At 37.1% G+C, this 20,012-nt stretch carries 23 protein-coding genes and 2 tRNA genes; 14 read left to right on the top strand and 11 right to left on the bottom strand.

The features are described 5' to 3' along the window. Window positions 1–256: 256 nt before the first annotated feature. The gene (locus tag F991_RS00675; RefSeq protein WP_004668089.1) at window positions 257–844 is read right to left on the bottom strand and encodes a hypothetical protein; all 588 of its coding nucleotides are present in this window, start codon (window positions 842–844) and stop codon (window positions 257–259) included. Between the two features lie 289 nt (window positions 845–1,133). After that, window positions 1,134–2,702 carry a glutamine-hydrolyzing GMP synthase gene (gene guaA / locus F991_RS00670; RefSeq protein WP_034594860.1) on the bottom strand — a complete coding sequence of 523 codons (1,569 nt, stop codon included), beginning with the start codon at window positions 2,700–2,702 and terminating at the stop codon, window positions 1,134–1,136. 459 nt (window positions 2,703–3,161) lie between these two features. Between guaA and F991_RS00665 the strand changes: the two genes are divergently transcribed. Beyond that, complete coding sequence (locus F991_RS00665; RefSeq protein WP_171063381.1) at window positions 3,162–4,388, top strand: DUF445 family protein; 1,227 nt, start codon at window positions 3,162–3,164, stop codon at window positions 4,386–4,388. Window positions 4,389–4,438: 50 nt separating this feature from the next. Here F991_RS00665 and F991_RS00660 read toward each other — a convergent pair whose 3' ends face one another. Continuing rightward, window positions 4,439–4,807, bottom strand: coding sequence for a NirD/YgiW/YdeI family stress tolerance protein (locus F991_RS00660; RefSeq protein WP_004668085.1), 369 nt, complete (start codon window positions 4,805–4,807; stop codon window positions 4,439–4,441). 131 nt (window positions 4,808–4,938) lie between these two features. Further along, window positions 4,939–5,361 (bottom strand): DoxX family protein, encoded by a 423-nt coding sequence (locus F991_RS00655; protein ID WP_004668084.1) that lies wholly within the window; start codon window positions 5,359–5,361, stop codon window positions 4,939–4,941. A 233-nt stretch (window positions 5,362–5,594) separates the two neighbouring features. On the opposite strand from F991_RS00655, the gene F991_RS00650 reads away from it, so the two are divergent. Next, complete coding sequence (locus F991_RS00650) at window positions 5,595–6,230, top strand: DedA family protein (protein WP_004668083.1); 636 nt, start codon at window positions 5,595–5,597, stop codon at window positions 6,228–6,230. A 22-nt stretch (window positions 6,231–6,252) separates the two neighbouring features. On the opposite strand, the gene F991_RS00645 is transcribed toward F991_RS00650, so the two are convergent. From F991_RS00645 to F991_RS00625, 5 genes are all read right to left on the bottom strand, one after another. Continuing rightward, on the bottom strand, window positions 6,253–6,843 hold the full coding sequence (locus F991_RS00645) for a LysE family translocator (RefSeq protein ID WP_004668082.1): 591 nt from the start codon (window positions 6,841–6,843) through the stop codon (window positions 6,253–6,255). A gap of 208 nt (window positions 6,844–7,051) precedes the next feature. After that, entirely contained in the window at window positions 7,052–7,444 is a 393-nt protein-coding gene (locus F991_RS00640; RefSeq protein WP_004668081.1) for a hypothetical protein, read from the bottom strand. 9 nt (window positions 7,445–7,453) lie between these two features. Next, window positions 7,454–8,296, bottom strand: a complete 843-nt coding sequence (locus tag F991_RS00635) for a ParA family protein (protein ID WP_004668079.1) — start codon at window positions 8,294–8,296, stop codon at window positions 7,454–7,456. An 82-nt stretch (window positions 8,297–8,378) separates the two neighbouring features. Continuing rightward, window positions 8,379–8,771 carry a SirB2 family protein gene (locus F991_RS00630; protein WP_004668078.1) on the bottom strand — a complete coding sequence of 131 codons (393 nt, stop codon included), beginning with the start codon at window positions 8,769–8,771 and terminating at the stop codon, window positions 8,379–8,381. Window positions 8,772–8,780: 9 nt separating this feature from the next. After that, window positions 8,781–9,089 (bottom strand): BolA family protein, encoded by a 309-nt coding sequence (locus F991_RS00625; RefSeq protein WP_004668077.1) that lies wholly within the window; start codon window positions 9,087–9,089, stop codon window positions 8,781–8,783. Between the two features lie 189 nt (window positions 9,090–9,278). Between F991_RS00625 and F991_RS00620 the strand changes: the two genes are divergently transcribed. Together F991_RS00620 and F991_RS00615 are read left to right on the top strand one after the other, a co-directional pair. Beyond that, a tRNA-Gly gene (locus tag F991_RS00620) sits at window positions 9,279–9,351 on the top strand. A 41-nt stretch (window positions 9,352–9,392) separates the two neighbouring features. Beyond that, a tRNA-Gly gene (locus F991_RS00615) sits at window positions 9,393–9,468 on the top strand. 392 nt (window positions 9,469–9,860) lie between these two features. Here F991_RS00615 and F991_RS00610 read toward each other — a convergent pair. Continuing rightward, entirely contained in the window at window positions 9,861–10,079 is a 219-nt protein-coding gene (locus tag F991_RS00610; protein WP_004668076.1) for a helix-turn-helix domain-containing protein, read from the bottom strand. A 110-nt stretch (window positions 10,080–10,189) separates the two neighbouring features. Here F991_RS00610 and F991_RS00605 point away from each other — a divergent pair, with 110 nt between their 5' ends. The 8 genes from F991_RS00605 to F991_RS00565 all read left to right on the top strand — a co-directional run bounded on the left by F991_RS00605 (window position 10,190) and on the right by F991_RS00565 (window position 16,782). Next, window positions 10,190–10,405, top strand: coding sequence for a hypothetical protein (locus tag F991_RS00605; protein WP_001054887.1), 216 nt, complete (start codon window positions 10,190–10,192; stop codon window positions 10,403–10,405). Between the two features lie 14 nt (window positions 10,406–10,419). Further along, window positions 10,420–11,604: an Arm DNA-binding domain-containing protein gene (locus F991_RS00600; protein WP_004668075.1), complete on the top strand. Its 1,185-nt coding sequence runs from the start codon at window positions 10,420–10,422 to the stop codon at window positions 11,602–11,604. Then, on the top strand, window positions 11,594–11,842 hold the full coding sequence (locus tag F991_RS00595) for a hypothetical protein (protein ID WP_004668074.1): 249 nt from the start codon (window positions 11,594–11,596) through the stop codon (window positions 11,840–11,842). The genes F991_RS00600 and F991_RS00595 overlap by 11 nt, the downstream gene beginning before the upstream one ends. Window positions 11,843–11,910: 68 nt before the next feature. Beyond that, entirely contained in the window at window positions 11,911–12,459 is a 549-nt protein-coding gene (locus F991_RS00590; RefSeq protein WP_004668073.1) for a DUF1376 domain-containing protein, read from the top strand. A 10-nt stretch (window positions 12,460–12,469) separates the two neighbouring features. Further along, complete coding sequence (locus F991_RS00585) at window positions 12,470–13,216, top strand: ATP-binding protein (RefSeq protein ID WP_004668072.1); 747 nt, start codon at window positions 12,470–12,472, stop codon at window positions 13,214–13,216. A 295-nt stretch (window positions 13,217–13,511) separates the two neighbouring features. Next, a protein-coding gene (locus tag F991_RS16925) for an IS5 family transposase (RefSeq protein WP_100223924.1) occupies window positions 13,512–14,325 on the top strand; the annotation gives its coding sequence in 2 pieces (ribosomal slippage) (window positions 13,512–13,898 and window positions 13,900–14,325; 813 coding nt in all). 87 nt (window positions 14,326–14,412) lie between these two features. Next, a complete protein-coding gene (locus F991_RS00570) occupies window positions 14,413–15,513 on the top strand; it encodes a cysteine desulfurase family protein (protein WP_004668067.1) in 1,101 nt (366 codons plus the stop codon). Window positions 15,514–15,540: 27 nt separating this feature from the next. Further along, window positions 15,541–16,782: a hypothetical protein gene (locus tag F991_RS00565; protein WP_155757135.1), complete on the top strand. Its 1,242-nt coding sequence runs from the start codon at window positions 15,541–15,543 to the stop codon at window positions 16,780–16,782. On the opposite strand, the gene F991_RS00560 is transcribed toward F991_RS00565, so the two are convergent. Beyond that, window positions 16,773–17,741: an IS30 family transposase gene (locus tag F991_RS00560; protein ID WP_081398964.1), complete on the bottom strand. Its 969-nt coding sequence runs from the start codon at window positions 17,739–17,741 to the stop codon at window positions 16,773–16,775. The two genes, F991_RS00565 and F991_RS00560, sit on opposite strands and share 10 nt — an antisense overlap. A gap of 77 nt (window positions 17,742–17,818) precedes the next feature. Here F991_RS00560 and F991_RS00555 point away from each other — a divergent pair, with 77 nt between their 5' ends. Beyond that, a complete protein-coding gene (locus F991_RS00555) occupies window positions 17,819–18,346 on the top strand; it encodes a hypothetical protein (protein WP_004668063.1) in 528 nt (175 codons plus the stop codon). Window positions 18,347–18,350: 4 nt separating this feature from the next. Beyond that, window positions 18,351–19,922, top strand: coding sequence for a hypothetical protein (locus F991_RS00550; protein WP_004668062.1), 1,572 nt, complete (start codon window positions 18,351–18,353; stop codon window positions 19,920–19,922). Window positions 19,923–20,012 lie beyond the last annotated feature (90 nt).

Genomic DNA, 20,012 nt, shown 5'->3' with positions numbered 1-20,012 from the left:
GTGTCATGGTTGACTCCAAAAACAAGCATTTCCCATGCTTATTGGGGAGTAGATTATCACTTATAGGCGTGGTCTAAAATCCTAGAACCACATCAGAGTAAAATTCATCTTTGTAAATTTATTATTATTAACAATAAGTTGTGTAAAGATAGAGCCGCTTAGATTTGTGATCAAGGGTCTATTTAAAGGTAATAAGAAGAGGAATTTATTTTTTAAAGTGTATAAATTAACTTGATGCTCTTACATATTTTCTTTTCTATTGTATGAAATAAGCCTTCGAAAGACATTTTGCAGTAATTTCATCAAGATTTTTTCTGATTTGATGCCAATTATCAAGATATTTTTGAAATCGACCATTCATCAATTTAGTATCTAATGCTACCTGCATATAATTACCGTCAAGAATTAAAGCTATAAAATTTAAGTTACTTTCAATAATAGCATATCCACCATTTTGTATTTGCAAGAAAGACCTTGAGGTATAGTCTAGATATCTAATATCTATAGGAGTTTTGGCAATCATTGCTGGAAAATATTCCTCAAAGGTACTATGGTTTTCTGCATTGTCTATAGGTAGCCAATAAAGATACCCATCGGTATATTTTAAAACTTCACATAACATCTTATATAAGCTTTGTCCGCATTCTTCATCATATCTGTTGTAGTAATCTAATAGATTTACTTTTTTATTTTCGGCGATAATTGATGGATCGATATAGTTATGATTATTAATCCATAGATTAAATATCTTAGAAATGTTGATATATTCCTTATTAGTCAGCTTTCCATAATAAGGCTTTAATGGATCAGAATCCTCAACCCAAGGTTTATTTTTTATACTCATAGCATTATATCTCTCATAAAAAATGCATCAAAATCTTATTTAGAAATTAAATACTTAAAAAGTTTAATCTAAAAAGCAGAAAAGCCGACTTTTCTAAGTCGGCTTTTCTTAACGAGCTTTAGCAATCCCTACTACCAAGCGCAGAGCGCTTGGCGTAATTCAGACAAGAAGCTTCGCTTCTTGAAATCTCGTACTGCCGCAGGCATCTTGCACTTCACTTAAAGCAGTGCTTTAAGTTCATTCATAGCGTAAATTTGGCTAAAAGCTATCGCTTTTAGAAAGCCCAAATTTACTCCCATTCAATCGTTGCTGGTGGCTTAGATGACACGTCGTACACAACACGTGAAACATCTTTGATTTCGTTCATGATACGTGTTGAGATTTTATCAACCAAGTCATACGGTAAATGAGCAAAACGCGCCGTCATAAAGTCAACGGTTTCAACCGCACGAAGTGCAATCACCCATGCATAACGACGACCATCACCCACCACACCTACTGATTTTACAGGTTGGAATACCGCGAATGCTTGAGCAGTTTTGTCATACCAACCACTTGCACGAAGCTCTTGCATAAAGATGTCATCGGCAAGGCGCAGAATATCTGCATATTCTTTTTTCACCTCACCCAAGATACGCACGCCCAAACCTGGACCTGGGAATGGATGACGATAAATCATGCTGTGTGGCAAACCAATGGTGGTTCCCAATTTACGTACTTCATCTTTGAACAAGTCACGTAATGGCTCAACCAATTCAAACTCTAAATCATCAGGTAAACCACCCACATTGTGGTGAGATTTAATGACGTGTGCTTTACCTTGTTTGCTTGCTGCGGATTCAATGACGTCTGGGTAAATCGTACCTTGCGCCAAGAATTTCACGCCATCCAATTTACGCGCTTCTTCAGCGAAGACGGCAATAAATTCACGACCAATGATTTTACGTTTTTTCTCAGGATCAACTTCACCAGCCAATGCAGATAAGAAACGCTGTTCCGCATCGGCACGAATGACTCGAATCCCCATGTTTTCTGCGAACATTTGCATCACTTGATCACCTTCGTTTAAACGAAGCAGACCATTGTCTACAAATACGCAAGTTAACTGATCGCCAATCGCTTTGTGCAACAATGCAGCCACGACAGATGAATCGACACCACCAGATAAACCTAACAGAACTTTTTCATTACCAATTTGTTGGCGTAGTTGTTCGATACGCAAATCAATGATGTGTTCAGGTGTCCACAAACCACGGCAACCACAAATCTTGTGCACAAAGTTAGAAAGTAACTCAGCACCTTTAGCAGTATGCGTGACTTCAGGGTGGAACTGCACACCATAGAAACGGCGTGTTTCATCACTCACTGCGGCAAATGGACAGCTCGGCGTACTCGCTGTAACTTGGAAACCTTCAGGAATCGCACCGACTTTATCGCCATGGCTCATCCATACATGCAGTTGGTTTTCACGATCTTGCAAATGACCAATTAACTGATCACGTACCACAATATCAACTTCAGCATAGCCAAACTCATGAACTGTACCGGCTTCTACTTTTCCGCCCAGTTGTTCAGACATGGTTTGCAAACCATAGCAAATACCCAAAACTGGCACACCCAGCTCAAATACAACTTGAGGTGCACGTGGACTACCTTCTTGATGTACGCTTTCAGGGCCACCTGATAAAATAATCCCGTTTGGATTGAATGCACGAATGTCTTCTTCAGACATATCGAAGGCATACATTTCAGAGTAGACACCTGCTTCACGCACACGTCGTGCAATCAGCTGGCTATATTGAGAGCCGAAATCCAAGATAAGGATACGATCTTCAGTAATTTGAGTATTGGTCGTCATAGCTAAACATAAAAGCAAATGAAATAAGCGCCCTATTCTAACATTTTTCATGCTTTGGCGCACCGCAATTCATCACCTATCTTATTTTTTAGCGCTACTCATCAACGGCCGCTAATATTTAAATTAAATTTTTGCTGCACAACATCGAAAAAGAGAGCTAAATCAACAATTCTTGCCAATTCTGCTCAACACAAAGCAAAAATTGGTGCTAATATGATGAAGCGAAAATTTGCATTACCATGGAAAGGTATTCAATCGACGCCATCGTTTCCTTATTTTTTTGCGATTTCGATGTCCTTGAAAAAGGAAAACTAACAAAAGGGGACTCAAAGCCTAATACATACATGTATAGGCGAATCATCAACATCTATCCTCAAATATTTAACTCTTTATCTATGGCTTGCCCGATCACGAGCAACAATTAGGACTTGAAGGACCAATAAAATAATGTTTCAAGAAATGATTGCGGATTTTCAACAGAATTTCTGGTTATATATTTCCATCCCGTTTATTAGTGGCTTTATTGGTTATATAACCAAAGTCATTGCGGTTCAAATGATGTTCGGGCCACTTGAATTTAAAGGGCTTAGATTATTTGGCTTACCGCTGGGATGGCAAGGAATTGTACCCCGTAAAGCAGAAAAGATGGCAACCACAGCCGTAGAGCTGATGACCTCGAAGCTAATTAAACCTGAAGAAATTTTTGCCAGACTCGACCCAAAGCGTATCGCCCAAGAAATTGAAAAACCATTAATGGCGGCCGCAGAAGACATTACCCGTGAAGTAGCTCAACAGTATCAACCTGGTTTATGGGAAGGTATGCCAGAGTTTGCACGTCAGAGATTGATTAAGCGAGTTCAAGCCAAAGCGCCTGAAATTGTTGAACATATCATGGGCGAAGTACAAAAAGATGTCACTAAGTACTTCGATATTAAGCACATGGTGGTCAACAACCTGCTTAAAGATAAACGCTTACTCAACGAAATCTTTAAAAAAGTCGGCAAACAAGAGTTCAAATTCTTTAGTAATGTCGGCTTTATTTTTGGTTTCGGGATTGGTGTAATTCAGATGGTATGCTGGGTAGTGACCCAAGGTCAGTATCCATGGATGCTCCCTTTGTTTGGTGGTTTTGTCGGCTTTTTCAGTGACTGGATTGCTTTACAAATGATGTTTAGACCACTGCACCCGAAAAAAGTTATGGGTTTTACATTCCAAGGGCTTTTCATTAAGCGCCAAAATGAAGTCGCAGCCGATTACGCCGCTTTAATTTCAAAGCAGTTACTCACTTCTCGCAACATGATGGAAGAGCTTTTTTCTGGTACAAACTCAGATAAAGTCATTGATCTGGTCAGTCGACATGTCAAACAAGAAATTGACTTACAAGCAGGCGTGGTTCGCCCTCTCGTGGTCTATGCGATTGGCGGTGAGAAGTATCAAAATATCAAAACAGAAGTAACTGAACGTATTTTGCAACAACTACCAGAAACAATGCGTTATGTAGAATCTTATGCTGAAGATGCAATGGATGTCCGCAATACGCTGGTCAAACGCATGCAACGACTCAGTCCTGAAGAATTTGAAGGTATGCTACGCCCCGCATTTAAAGAAGATGAATGGTCATTGATCATCGTGGGTGCGGTACTTGGTTTTATGGTGGGCGAGATGCAAATTCTCTTTATGCTCTAAATTTTTCCCAATCAAAAAAGGAAGCGCTCGCTTCCTTTTTTTATTTTTAATCAGTGCTGATGTTTCTCAATGCTAATCACTTCAATATCAGTCGGCTTATACCGATGAGTATCCACCTCACCCACGAGTCGTACATGGTCACCGACCTTTAATCCTGCTTGACGCCAAATATCATCATCAATTTCAACACCAATCGTACCACTGGCATCTTTGAACTCATAGTGATCACTTTTGAGATGCTTGGTAATTTGACCCGTCAAAGTAACGCCTGTTTCATCTGCCATTTTTGCTGCCTGACTCACTGTCACGACATTCTTAGCGGCTTCTTGTACCAACACATGATCATCTTTACCTGCCCAAGCACTCAAAGATAATCCCAGTACAATCAAAAGCCCACAACTCACCATCATTCTTTTCATTTCAAATCCCGCTGTGTTTAACATCTTATGATCTAAGCAGATATTTCGACTTTTGTTTGTAATCATCGGTAAAATTTATAGGTAAAAAAATAACCCTCACTGGTTTAAGTGAAGGTTATTTGCATCGATGATTATTTTTCAATGGCATGATCAAGACTAAAACGACCTGCGCCATGCAGCATCAGATAAAATAGACCGCCTGACATCGCTAAGTTCTTCATAAAGTTAATTTGTTGTGCTTGATCATCGGCAGCATGAAAAAGAAATGCAGTCAAAATACTAAAGATCGCTAGGCCAAATGCGGCAAAACGTGCTTGGAAACCAAATAACAGTGCTAAACCACCACCAAATTCAACCAAAATAGTCAGTGGCAACAATGCAGCAGGCACACCCATGGCTTCCATATAGCCTGCGGTAGCGCCATAGGCGGTAAGTTTACCCCAGCCAGCAATGATAAATATATAAGCCATCAAGATACGAGCAATCAGCGCCACGGTATTTTCTACACCAGACTGCGTTACGATATTTTTTACAACAACATTCGGATTTAACATGCTTTATTCCACGTGATTTTTTAAGATAGGAACAGTTTATGTATCTTTTATTTTGCAATAAACACTATATTTGTTCACGCATCGTTCCGTATTTGAAACAAAGTGGCTTTTTCTCTTCCTCTAGCCGTTTAAGTGTTAGCTCAAGTAAAGTTACCAATTAATTTGCTTTTTATACTGACATTCCACACACGCGCTGTTAGGATTTAGCTCAAATTTATAGTGTTAACATTTTCATGGAACTCATTGATTTTATTCTGCACGTTGACGAACACCTTTTAGAGTTTATCACCAATTATGGCGTATGGATCTATGCCATTTTGTTTCTGATTATTTTTGTCGAAACTGGCTTTGTGGTTATGCCATTTCTACCGGGTGATAGTTTACTTTTTGCAGCCGGTGCACTTGCCGCTTCAACAGGTGTCATGGATCCATGGGTATTAGGTGTGTTGCTGTTTATTGCGGCTGTATTAGGCGATACCGTCAATTATCATATTGGTCACTATATCGGCCCGCGTGTATTTGAAACTAATTCGCGTTTTATCAATAAACAGCATTTGTTTAAAACGCAGCAGTTTTTTGAACGTCACGGCGGAAAAACCATTATATTTGCCCGATTTATTCCATTCGCACGTACCTTTGCACCCTTTGTTGCTGGTGCGGGTAGCATGAACTATAAATACTTCCTCACCTACAACGTCATAGGTGCTTTCTGCTGGATTTCCTCATTTATTACATTGGGTTATCTATTTGGTAACATGCCAATTGTGAAAGACAATTTCACCTTTTTGATTTTCGGCATCATTATTCTCAGTATTTTACCGGGTATTATCGGTTTTATTCGTCAAAGAATGAATCGTCGCAAAGCCTAGCCAGCTCTGCTACTACTTGAGTTTAAAAGAAACGAAATACCATCGGTAGCATACAAATCAGCAATAACATCGCCGATCCTTTATATAAATGGTCGGCTTTAATTCCAGCCAAACTTCCCGCCAACAAAGCACGTCCAAAGACCATCCAGAAAATAGAAACTGGAATCAATATCAACGTAAAAATCGTAAATACTAAAGCCGCATTTTGGACCGAATTCCATGTCTCAAGCGGAAAAATTCCTGCTGCCAACAGCACAGTTTTTGGGTTTTTTAAGGTCGATATAAATAACTGTGTCTTGCGTATATGTTGATGATGTTGAGAATGTTTTTGTAGATGAGAGCTTTTCCAAAGATGGAATGCCATCCAAAGCACGTAGAGTAAACCACCAACATGGAGAATCACCCCCAGCGCGGGCCAAATAGGTTCAAAAAGATGGATAAACAATGCCCATAAACTCACACCATATATATAGCCTAACCATTCTATAGGGATAAACGCGAGTGTTTTAGGTACACCTTGTTGGTGTGTTGCACTGGCAAGCATAGCATTGGTTGGACCGGGAATAAGTAACACCGCCAACATTGCCAAAACAAAAAACCAACTCTCTATCATATATATACCGAATGACTGTTCGTGGTCGCCACCTTAAACGAATTTAGGGGGAATAGACAAGTTTTAAGCGACTGCCTGAATAGACAAGATGAAGACAATAGCACGGGAAATAAATACAAATTATTGATTTTTATAATTTTTACTTGAAACATTTTGCTAAGATTTAGTTTTTATTGCCGTAGCGAACTACGGCAATAATCGCTAAAAACTATGATTTCGGTCGTGGTTTCACAATAATTGGACAGCCTTTAAACTGTGCTGCTTGCACAATTGCGTCTTGCTGACCTAAAACTTTTGCGAGCTCAGTATTTTTGGTATTCATCGACTGGCCCATATTCACAGAAACTGATGGACCAAAGCCCCAACCGCTTTTGCCTCCCCAGCCACCACCAAGTCCCACGCCAACTCCGACACCAGTTCGTTTCGGCGTTTGTACACCATTGTCAATATAATGCTGAATACGGTTGTATTCCGCTTGTAGTTGTTGACAGTTTAAAGCTTGGTATTGTGTTGGCGAGACATAAGCGGGTTTAACCGTTGATGCACAAGCACCCAATAGCATACTCGCTGCCAAAACAGGCATCCAATATAAGCGTTTCATAACGTTCTCTTATTGCTTTGATTCAATCTCATTGAACAAGGTGACATAAGCAAGCGTCAACTTATGTTCAGATGCCAAATGAATCAAGGGTAGATTCTTTTGATGTGATTCTTTCATCAATACAGATGGGGGCAACATGCTTGCTAAAACGGGTAAACCTTCATCTTTTAACTGTTGAACCACTTCGCGCGGTAATTTTGCCTGAGACTGGAATTGATTAACCACGATTCCTTCAATCTCCAAGCGATCATTATGATCATCTTGGGTTTCGAGCACATTTTCAATCAAAGTTTGTAACGCACGTTTTGAAAATACATCACAATCAAATGGAATCAACACACGTTGTGCCGAAATCAGCGCGGATAATGTAAAGAAATTAAATGCAGGTGGCGTATCAATATAAATACGGTCATAGCGCGAACTTAGTACCTGAATCGAATCACGTAACTTATAAATTTTGTGCTTGCTTTCTAAGGCATGCTCGAGCGTACCTAAACTTGGGCTGGCAGGAATCACATCCAAATTTTCAAAAGATGTGCGATGAACATAACTGTCCAAACCTTTGCTGCGCGGCGCTTTAAGAATTGAGCCGATCGCATTGCCGATCAAGCCCTTTTGCTGTGTTGCCGCTAAAATATCGTCAAAGAAATTTTCAATGTTTGGCTCTAATGCGGCTTTGTCCGCAGAATATGTCGCATCTTCACCTAAAAGGTATTGGCTTGAATTTGCTTGTGGATCTAGATCAATCACCAAGGTTCTAAATCCTTGTTTAGCGCTAATCGCGGCTAAATTTACAGTGATACTTGATTTCCCCACACCACCTTTTTGGTTAAATACCACACGAGTTAACATGATTTCCCTCCACACGATTTTTTTGCAAATTGCACACAGTTTAACCTAGTGCCCCAACAATTACTAAAACAATGTCAGACAATTACCCAAAAACGGGCTTCATCATCACCAAGCCAAGAATCCCCACCAATGCAACTGCACCGATCAAAACACCAACGCGACGCTGCACCAATAAAATGCTGCTATCCTCTCGATACGTTTTAAGCATAGACGACCAAAGTACAAAAAATAGAATCACTTTGGCATAGAACCAAGGCTGTACTTCAAAGTTATTCATCACCAGTAATATTGCACCAGTAATGATGATCAGCGTCAGTGACAAGTGTTGTAAACCCACAAAACCTTTACGCACTTTAGGGTTCGGTTGTTGCTGTTGTGTCCCCACGAATAATGTCGCAGCACGTGCGACAAAGACCAAAATCAACAGACTGACTGCTGACATATGAATAATCTTGGTGATTAAATGTGCATCCATAATCTATCCTTAAGGTTTTGGTGCATGTGCACATTCAGGGCTTGCGGGCGCTTGACCTTGCCACTCACTTGGCACATAGGCGTGAATAGCTAAAGCATGAATCTGTCCTGGACTCATCAGCTCAGCGGCAACTGCATAAATTTTTTGGTGGCGTTGTACCAAACGTAAGCCTTGGAACGCATCACTGACCACGATCACTTTAAAGTGTGATTCTTTCCCAGGAAAATAACCACCATGTCCTGCCGACTCATTGATCACTTCAAGGTGGCTCGGAGCGAGGGTTTGTAAACGTTCAATCAACTGTTGTTCTAATTTCATCAGTCACTCGGTATGATCAGATTCAGATAGTCCACTAGTATACATGAGCGCACCTTGAGTAAAATGCTTATACAAAATTTCGCTTTTTGCCTTTTAAAAGCATAGAAGTGCTTTTATTTTATGCAATTAATCATTTTCTTTGCATAAAATTATTGACCCTATTTTTGCATAATGTATTATACACGGCATGCGGGAATAGCTCAGTTGGTAGAGCATAACCTTGCCAAGGTTGGGGTCGGGAGTTCGAGTCTCCTTTCCCGCTCAAATTTTTTAGTGTAAGTTTTAGAAAAAACTGCTCAATAAGCGGGAATAGCTCAGTTGGTAGAGCATAACCTTGCCAAGGTTGGGGTCGAGAGTTCGAGTCTCTTTTCCCGCTCCAAATTTAAAAAAGCTCTCATCGAAAGATGAGGGCTTTTTTCTTGTTGATTTTTAAGATTATTTTCTCATAAAAATTAAAATTTCTAGCTTTATAAAAGTACTAAATATTTTAGATAAATGTTTTCATAAGTTGACTGCGTGACCAAAAGTGACCAAAACGTGCCCTAGCCCATAATATACAGATCTATAGATTCATTATTTTGATATTTATTTTATTAGTTTCATTATCAATAATCAGGATAGTAAACTTCAAGAAAACTGAACTCCCTTCTTTTTCTCTATTTTAGTATTTTTAACTTCATATATTCCCAAGGTGACCAAATTTGGTCACCAAAAAATATTAAATAAAACAAATATTTAACCTATATAATTATAATTCAGACTTTATTTTTCTTAAAAATCTTGTTCATCATTTTGCTTAATTTTTAATAAATCCCCCACTTCAACATTCAGTAATACGCATAACTTTTCTATGGTTTCAAAATCTATTCGAGTTGATTGACCATTATATAACTTATGTAGTGTGGTCTTACTCATCCCTGTCTCTCTAGCAACATCTGCTACTTTCATTCTTCGTTCTGCCAAAAGAACTGGCAAGTTACAAACTATCATTAATTACCACCATTGTGTAATAAAGTACTTGCATGATGTATTAAATGCATTTATTATCGCATTGTGATCTTAAATAACATCATTGTGATACTTCATAAAAGGATACAAATATGAATCTTACTTATATTACTACAAAAGAATTGGCTGAACGAATCCATTATAACGAACGTACCATCCGTAATCAGTTAAAGGATAGCGTTTTGATTGAAGGTATTCATTACATTCGCCCTTTTGGTGGTCGCAAAATTTTATATGTATGGGAACGCATTGAAGAAGATATGACTAAAACCACTTTAGGCTCGCTACACAGCCTACAACTTCAGTAAGGGGGAACATTATTATGGCTGCTATTCGTACTAGATACGGTAAATTATGTGTCGATTTTCGATACTTAAACATCCGTTGCCGTGAAACAACAGCTCTTGAAGACAATGCTCAAAATCGCAAAAAGCTTGAAAAAGCGATTGAACGAATGGAGGCAGAAATCTTATTGGGCATTTTTGACTATGCTAAATACTTTCCAAAAAGTTCTCGTTTGAAAGAAATCAAAAACGCAGAAAACAGAGTAAATGAAATCAGCTCAAAAACACCTCTATTTTCTAAGTTCTGTGAAATTTGGTTCACTGATAAAGAAATAGAGTGGCGTACAAGCTACAAGGGAAAAATTCAAATTGTGATCAAAAAGTACTTAATCCCTTTTTTTGGCACAATTCCGGTTATTACTATTAAAAAGTCAGACATTCTTGGATTCCGTTCATCCCTCGCCAAAGTGACTCACGGGAAAAACCAAGAATGCCTTTCACCATCAAGAATCAACCAGATTATGATAGCACTTCGTATGATACTCGATAGTGCTGCAGAACGATATGATTTCGACAGCCCTTACAAGAATATCAAGAACTTAAAGCAAGGAAAAATTGAAGTCACGCCTTTTTCATTAAAGGAAGTACATGCAATTTTGGCCACAGTTCGTGATGATTTTAAACCTTATTACACTATTCGATTTTTCACGGGTATCCGCACCAGTGAGATCGATGGATTGCAATGGAAAAATGTGGACTTGCAACGTCGGGAAATCCATATTCGTGAAGCCTTGGTGAATGGGGAGCTGGGTGGAACCAAAACCTATGGTTCTGACCGCACAATCCAGATGAGTGACCGGGTTTATCAAGCCTTTCTGCAACAGAAAAGCTTAAATAATGGTAAATCAGAGTTTGTATTCTGTAATCGTGACGGTGGACCTCTCGATTACCGTTTGGTGAATAAACGTGTCTGGCATCCGATCTTGCGGTTACTAGGATTAAAGCCTCGTCGTGCTTATCAAACACGCCATACCGCTGCAACATTATGGTTATCTGCAGGCGAGAACCCGGAATGGATCGCACGCCAGCTGGGACATTCAACCACTGAAATGCTGTTCCGGGTCTATAGCCGCTACATTCCGAATGTTACGCGTCGCGATGGTAGTGCTTTTGAAGCCATGCTGGAGAGACTGAATACAGAGGAGCTTGCCCATGAACAGTAAAGCTTTCTTTGGCGGCGTAGTCGTTAGCCCAGAAGCAGATATGGTCGCGCGTGAACTCATTCATGAGTTACACATTCCTAAACTGCACAATCTGGCCTTTTTGCTGGAAATCAATAAATGCTTCGATGATCACCAGGCTTTAAGGCTTTGGCTACAACGACTGCTGGATGATGGGCAAGCCCATTACGATGATTTAGCCCGCCAGGCCCGCATCCGGTTAATGAGCCTAGTTCCCTAATCAAACAAATATATAAGGTCATCTAATTGATGACCTTAGCCCTTCTATACCTATAAAAAGGTGAAAATATGCATAAAGATATTTCAATTTGGATGCCACTCTATATTGGCGATTTACAGGCAAAATTCGCACGAATGACTGCAGAACAAATTGGTGCAGCACTGCTGTTAATGATGGATTTCTGGAAAAATGGTGCTATTCCTCATGATCTAGCGACGGTCTGCAGCATCACGAAATTACCGCAGCAGACCAAGGCTAAAACTTTGTTGAATACGCTGATGTCATTGGAATTGTTTGAAATCAAATCTGAACAGATTCATTCAAATTTTTTAACCAGTTTAAAAAGCCAGGCTTTACAAAATCAGCAGATGAAATCTGATAAAGCTAAAAATGCAGCACAAGCACGCTGGAATAAATCCGCAAGTAATGCTCAAGCATCTAACAAGCAAGTGCAAAAAAATGCTCAAGCATCCTCTGAGGATACCCCGAGCATTGCTCCGACCAAGCTCAAGCAATGCCCTTCATCTTCATCTTCATCTTCATCTTCATCTTCATCTTCATCTTCAAATTTTGAAGAAAAAAATGAGAATTTTTTAGAAAATTCAAAATGGATTTAGGAGAACGACCATGAATACCATGCTTAAAACGCTCCAGATTCACGCTGAAGCAACGGAAACGTTTTGTCCTACCCATCATACACCCCTGATGGAAATTGCCGGTCACAGACTCTGTAAATTGTGTGCAAAAGAAACCGTTCGTCATTCACATGCAGCCTATGAAGATGAATTGCAGCAGCGCTTACTGCAGCAGAAAATCAAGAACTCAGGACTCAATAAACGCTACCTAGACTGTGGCTTCAAGAATTATGTGATTGCATGTCCTGCACAAGACAATGCCATCAAGCTATGTCAGGCCTTTGCACAACAGATTATTTCCGACCATCATCCAAACCTGCTGCTCATCGGCACACCGGGTACAGGAAAAACCCATCTGAGTGCATCAATCATTCGCAACATTATGCATAACAGTACGAAATCTGCACGCTACTATACCAGTGCAGAAATTGCTCAAAAAATGATGGACACCTGGTCAGATACTTCACGCTCTGAAAAAGAATTAATCGACCATTTTTCCAGTTTTGATTTATTGGTGATTGATGAATATGGCCTGCATGACCGGCATGAGAAACGTCTGGAAATGGTACATAAGGTTTTATATAGTCGTTATGACAACATGAAATCCACACTACTGATTTCCAATTTCACATTACAGAATATGCAGCGGGATTTAGGAGTTCGGTTATGGTCGCGGTTACATGAAAACAATTTAATTGTAGTGCCGTGTTATTGGGATGATCAACGAATAACCGGATAAGAGAACCCTTTACTCAAGCCAATTATCTTACTGAGATAGTTGGCTTTTTAGTTACTGAGGTTCCCAGAATAATGACCTTTATTATGTAAAATATAGACAAAATATTTCCAGAAGAAGGGATGAAATCCTTTCATTTTTAAGTTGAAGCTCACAAAGTCCATTAAGAATTGCCTTTATTAATATAATTACTACCTAATGGCTAAACTATTAAAATAAAGCACAAGCGATTCAACGACATAATTTGACGTATATAGTAGATCTCTTGCGAAAGTAAAAAATTGTTTATACTAGCCCCATGAAATATGAAAATTTAACTCGATTTAATGATGGGGAATTTAAACGACTCGTTGGAGTTCCTCGTCCATTATTCTTAAAAATGGTATCGGTGTTACAACACGCTGAACTTGCCAAGAAAAAATCTGGAAGACCTCATTCGTTGTGTTTAGAGGATCAATTGTTGTTAACTTTAAATTACTTACGCTGTTATAGAACTCAAATTGAGTTATCCGCTGACTATAACCTAGCTGAAAGCAATGTGAATCGTACTATTCATAAAGTTGAAAATGCTCTGATTCAATCACGGATTTTCGCATTGCCTAAAAGGAATCAAAAGTTTAGTGAGGGGGATTATGTGATCGTTGATGTCACTGAGTCACAGATTGAGCATCCCAAAAAAACAAAGAAAATTCTATAGTGGTAAAAAGAAGAAACATACGCTAAAAACACAGGTCATTTTTAACCCAAGACTAAAGCAAATTGTAAGTATACAGGTCGAAAGTGGCAGAAAACATGATCTGACGATTGCGCGTAAGTATTTTAAGGAGATGATCATTTATCCTTGTATTATGGCAGATTTAGCCTATAAAGGATTTCATCAGATTAAGAGTAAGTTACTCATTCCAATCAAGAAACCTAAGAATTTATCATTACCCAAAATAGCAAAACAGATCAACCAAGAAATCAGTCGGCGTAGGACAGCCATTGAACATATCAACGGCAAACTTAAACATTTTCGGATATTAACAGAACGCTATAGAAATAGACGGAAACGATTTGGTCTAAGAATGAATTTAATTGCTGGAATGGTGAATTGGATGCTCTTAAATTAACTTTCGCAAGAGATCTAGTGATTATTTTTTTGAAAACTAACACTTCCAGATGTATCATCAAAATATAATCGTAGATTTAAGTAGAAGATGGTTTATTTAGACTTTGCTGCTTCGACCCCTTTACTCCCTTCTGTTAAAACCGAATTATTTCGTTCTTTTCAGGAAGATTACTCAAATCCTTCTTCAGCTCATCAAATGGGCCGATCTTCTTCTGATAAAATAGAAATTGCCCGTGAAAAAATTGCGGAGTCGATTGGAGCATATAAAAGTGAAATCGTTTTTACGAGTGGAGCATCCGAATCAAATAATTTAGCAATCAAAGGTTATCTACTTGCTAACACAAAAGCAGGTAAGCATATTATAACAAGCACTATCGAACATAAGTGTGTCTTATCTATTTGTAATTTTTTAAAAAAAGAATTTGATTATGAAATTACTTATGTTGCACCACAAGCAAATGGGATTGTAAAAGCACAAGATATTATTTCACATATGCGTGAAGATACAGCACTTGTCAGCATTATGCATGTAAATAATGAACTAGGATCTATTCAACCTATCAAAGAAATTGGCGATGCTTGCTTCAAAAAAAATATCAAATTTCATGTTGATGCCGCGCAATCATATCTAAAAGTAAAAATTGATGTAGATGAATTAAATATTGATTTTCTTTCACTTTCTGCACATAAAATTTATGGTCCTAAAGGTATTGGGGCTTTATATATCAGAGATATACGCGAAACTAAACTCCACCCTATTATTCATGGTGCAGGTCAAGAATTTGGATTACGTGGAGGCACTCTTGCAACCCCCTTAATTCTTGCTTTTGCCACAGCGGCAACTGACGAGATGTTATCTCAACATCAAGGATATTTTGAGGACTTATCAAATTATTTAAAAGGAAAAATTTTAAATTTAGGATGGAAATTAAATACGCCTGTCGAAAATGCAATTCCACATATCATTAACTTCACGGTACCACATTTAGAAAGTCAATTATTTATCGCTAACTCAAAAATTCTTTGCTCAAATGGATCAGCCTGTTCATCACTCAATGTAGAAGTTTCTTATGTCCTGAAAGAAATAGGACTCTCTACAGAAGAAGGACTATCTACAATACGAGTTAGTTTAGGTTTCACGACTTCAAAAGAAGATATTGATAAACTTTTGAGACACTTAATACATTAATTATACCTTTTACTTTGAAATAATTTTTTGGGACAAGAAAAAATGACTCTTGACTTTATAAGCTATTTAAATTCCTTACATAATTTAACGCCAGCTGGAGCAAATGCTTTAGCAGAATCACAAATAAATACGATATATTTTAATGAAATTTACTCAGAATTTCCTATTGTTCAACATATCTATAATCTGCTTACAAAAGATAAAAATAACATCATTATTATTACTGGACATGCTGGTGATGGTAAATCAACCATTGCATTTGATTTAATTAAACGTTTAGATGAAAAATTTCAGCAGCATACTTTTCAAAAACATGAATATTCAGAAAAATATAATTTAAACATCTTAAAAGATATGAGTGAGTTAAGTCTATCCGAACGGATAAAATGGCTCTCTCAAGCATTTAATGAAACAGACAATTGGTTGATTGTAAGCAATACAGGACCTTTACTTACTTCTATTACTGAATATCTAAAATCTATTGACTTAACACAAGATATTGAATCTGAAATTTTTAGTTTATTAGATAAAGAAATCTATATTTCTGATCAATTAGAAAGTTTAGACCATTTAAATTTAAGCCTCAACATTCACAATAAAAAGCTTTTCATTATCAATATAGCTAAATTAGACAATATTGAGGTTGCACTATCAATATTTAAAAAAATTATTCAACATAGCTCATGGCATGAATTAGTTGAAAGCCACCCTCAACATCCCATTATTCAAAACTACCTTTCTATCAAAAATAACATAGAAAATGTCATCCATAGTATACGTTTACTTTATTTATATTTACTCAATTATGAAAAACGTTTAACCCTTAGACAAATGCTTGCTCATTTCTGCGCATCATTGACAGGTGGTTTTCAACTTGAAGACTCCCCTATACATCCTATTATTTTCAGTGACTTATTTTTTGGATATCAAAACCATCTTCCATGGGAGAATGCATTTAAACTTCCTGCGATTCATTTACTTCATACATTAAACTTCGCAGGTTATCGCAGTTTAGAAATCGAAAAACTTATGGCTGATCTTAAAAATTTCGAAGGTATAACCCCATCCTTGCACAGCATAATCAAAAACTATATTCAAAAAGATCAAGATAGTGATATACATCTTTTTAAACCTGCTTTAAGACGTTTAATATTTATCTATAATTTATATCCAACCACATATACCAATGCTCAAGCACAATTTCTAGGATCCCCTAATATTGAAAAATATAGTGAGTGGCGTTTAGATACTCGGCGAATTCAAACATGAGGTGCGACAGTTTGAAAAGTCTTATGATAATCAACAAGCTGAGCAAATTTCTCTAATGGTGTAAGCCAATCTAACGCTTTTCTAGGACGAGTATTCAGTGACATGGCAACTTGATTTAAATAATGCTGATCTGCCTGATTTAAATCAATCCCTTTAGGTAAATATTGCCTAATTAAACCATTCATATTTTCGCATGTGCCTTTTTGCCAGGGTGAATGTGGGTCACAGAAATATACATCTATGCCTAAATCTTCTTCAAGTATTTTATGTTCTGCCATCTCGCGTCCACGGTCATAGGTCAACGTTTTACGCAGTTCTGCAGGTAAATATTTCAGAGCTTCAGTTAAAGCCTTGCGCACTGATTCTGCCTTTGCATCAGGTAATGTTGCCAAGATACAGAGCCGTGTATTTCGTTCAATAAGTGTTGCTATCGAACTTTTATTGTCTTTACCTTTAATTAAATCAGCTTCCCAATGACCCGGTATTTTTCTTTCTTGAACTTCGGCTGGGCGCTCATGAATAGTTTTAATATCCTGTAATATAGAATCTTTTTTAGGTTCACCGTTAGCTTTTCGCTTTTTATTTTCATGACGCAGACAGGATAATAAGTCTTTTTTCAACTCACCCTTTGGTAATGCTCGTATCGTTGAATAAATCGTTGTATGGCTTACATTCATTGTTTGATCCAAATCAGGAAATGTCTTTAAACGCTTTGCTATTTGCTGAGGAGACCATAAACAACGGATCGCTTCAACAATAAATTTCCAGAGGATTGAATCGATTTTGAGTTTTCTGTGACCACGTCTACGTCTAGCGAAGGTGTTATCAGAAGCATATTGAGCTTGATAAACGTCATTGATGCTATTTCTTTTAAGCTCACGATAGATCGTACTAGGATGTCTTTTAATGAGTTCAGCAAATTTTCTGGCTGAAAAGCCTTCTTTTCTTGACTCAAGCATTAATGCAGTACGATCTTCAAAGTTAAGATGATGGTATGACAATTTTATATACTCCATAAACCCTTTAAATTAATTAGGTGGTTTATGTCGCACTTCAAGTTTTACTCTGCCCTCAAAAATTTATGGCCGAGGATGCTCGTCAAATTAAAAAAATGAGTTTGCAAGCTCTTAATTTATTTTTCAGCGGTATAAGTGAAGATAAATATTTAAACATTACATTAAAACGATCAGATAGTTCTATATTTCAAATCGCACAAATTAAAATTTGTAGCTTTATGGAAAAAGAATTTATTGTTAATTACTGTAATAATAAACAACAACCCTATTTAACTCTCAAAAAGGAAAATGAAGTCCGCTTAGAGTTAAGCTTACCTTTACTTGACTATATTCAAAATATTATTAAAGGTGATATCACAGAGTCTCTTACACCTATTTATAAAACTCAATTAGAACGATTTAAATTAAGTCTTATCGAGTATTCAGAAATTGATCATGAAGATGAAATTACGCTAGTACGTACTTTATCTAATGGTGATATTCAAGAGAATATTATTAAAATTGAATTAGACTTAAAACAAAATAAAACTTTAACTTTAGAGGATTAATTCGTTGAGCACTTTAAATACATATAGTTATTTTCCTAAGAAAAATACCCCCAATCAAAATCCCTCTAATACTGACAAAAAACCTAATATTGCCTTAGATATTTTTGGACGCCGATTTTATGCAGATCAAACACCAACAGAATATTTATCAGAATTTTTATTAGTTTTTAACTCAGCAAAAGCAGATGAAAATAAAAATACTTTTGGTGAAAATAGTTTTCAAGTGAATGATCAAACAACTCATTATTGCCCATCTACACGATTAGCATTAAAATTTTTTAGTTTTTTTAGTCAATCAAAATTAGAAACTCGTCATCCTGTACATCAAATTGAGTTTTTAAATGCGATTGAACAATTAAAGAATAGAATGAGCCCTTCTATTTCTGCGACAGAAAAAAATCAACTTGTACAAACTTTGCAAGCTTTACTTTATGGTTTTGTAGGTGTTGCAAAAAATCGAACGTGGTCAACTTACAATTTCCTGCCGATCACACCTATGCTATTAGGTCGTGAAATTACTTGGTCTCATACGACTGAAAACTTTAATGATTGGGAAGAGAGTACTGTAAAATTCTCACTCAGCGATCATAATTTCATGGCTCGTGGTGGTGAGGTTTTATTTTTACAATTAGGTTATCTCTTCTCAAATATCACTGAAAATACAGATTTCATTCAAAAAATGGCATCTACAGACCAGTATAAACATCTTGAATTTAATTTAGAGAGCCTACAACAACAACTTGAAAATGAGCTCAATAAATTATTCAGAAGTGAGACACAATCAATTGAAAAAATTTGTGATTTTATTGAAGATGCTCTAGAAGATTTCGACCTTCCAAAAGCAAAATTATCGCATGCAAAATTAGCAACCATACCCAAGAGCTATGTGTTTGAAGCATTTTTATTTGCAAACGAATTATTGTCATTATTGAAATCTAATATTAGTAAACTAGAAAAAATTGAATTATTACAACTACTTTGTGTGATGCAAGTTCTACGTTCTATTATGGCACGCTCAAGACAACTTGATACAACAGCCCATGAAACAAAAAACTTTCATGGTCATTATGCTTGGGTCGCTTGCTCACCGACAGCAATAACATCCGATCCTATTCGCAAATATGCAGAAAATTCTTATCAAAAAAGTGAAGAAATTATTTATCGAATTTTGCGCGCAGAAGGCAAAAAACATGGTGTCCAAGAAAGTGAATATACCAATATTGACAAACATAGTTTTGATGTCTTTAAAAAAATGGCTAAAACCATTGGTCTGGTGATTCCTATTACAGGTGGACATCAACGTTTTGTCTTGAATGCGAATATGATTCGCCTCTTTGTTTACACTTTAATTCCTGCTGGAAAACGCATTCAGATGACTGAGTTTTTAGCCAGAATTCAAACTCATTTTGCAATCTCATTTTTTGGTGAGCAATTACAAGAAGCTTTGCAATGGCAATATGAACAGTTAAGTGATCCTACAACTGATATTAAATTGAACTGGTTTGAGGAAAGCTTAAAACAATCAGGTTTACTGATCGAGTTATCAGACTCTGTTTCTATTGTAAAAAACCCTTAAATTTGAGAATAAAGATGAAAACCGACTTTTTTTTAGAGAGTTATAAAAACTTTTTAGTTAATACTATTCAAGAAAATTTTCTTAAAACCA

Source organism: Acinetobacter sp. CIP-A165, from assembly GCF_000367985.1.
GTDB lineage: Bacteria > Pseudomonadota > Gammaproteobacteria > Pseudomonadales > Moraxellaceae > Acinetobacter.
Note: the sequence above shows the minus strand (reverse complement) of the source record. Positions and strands in the feature narration are given on the sequence as shown.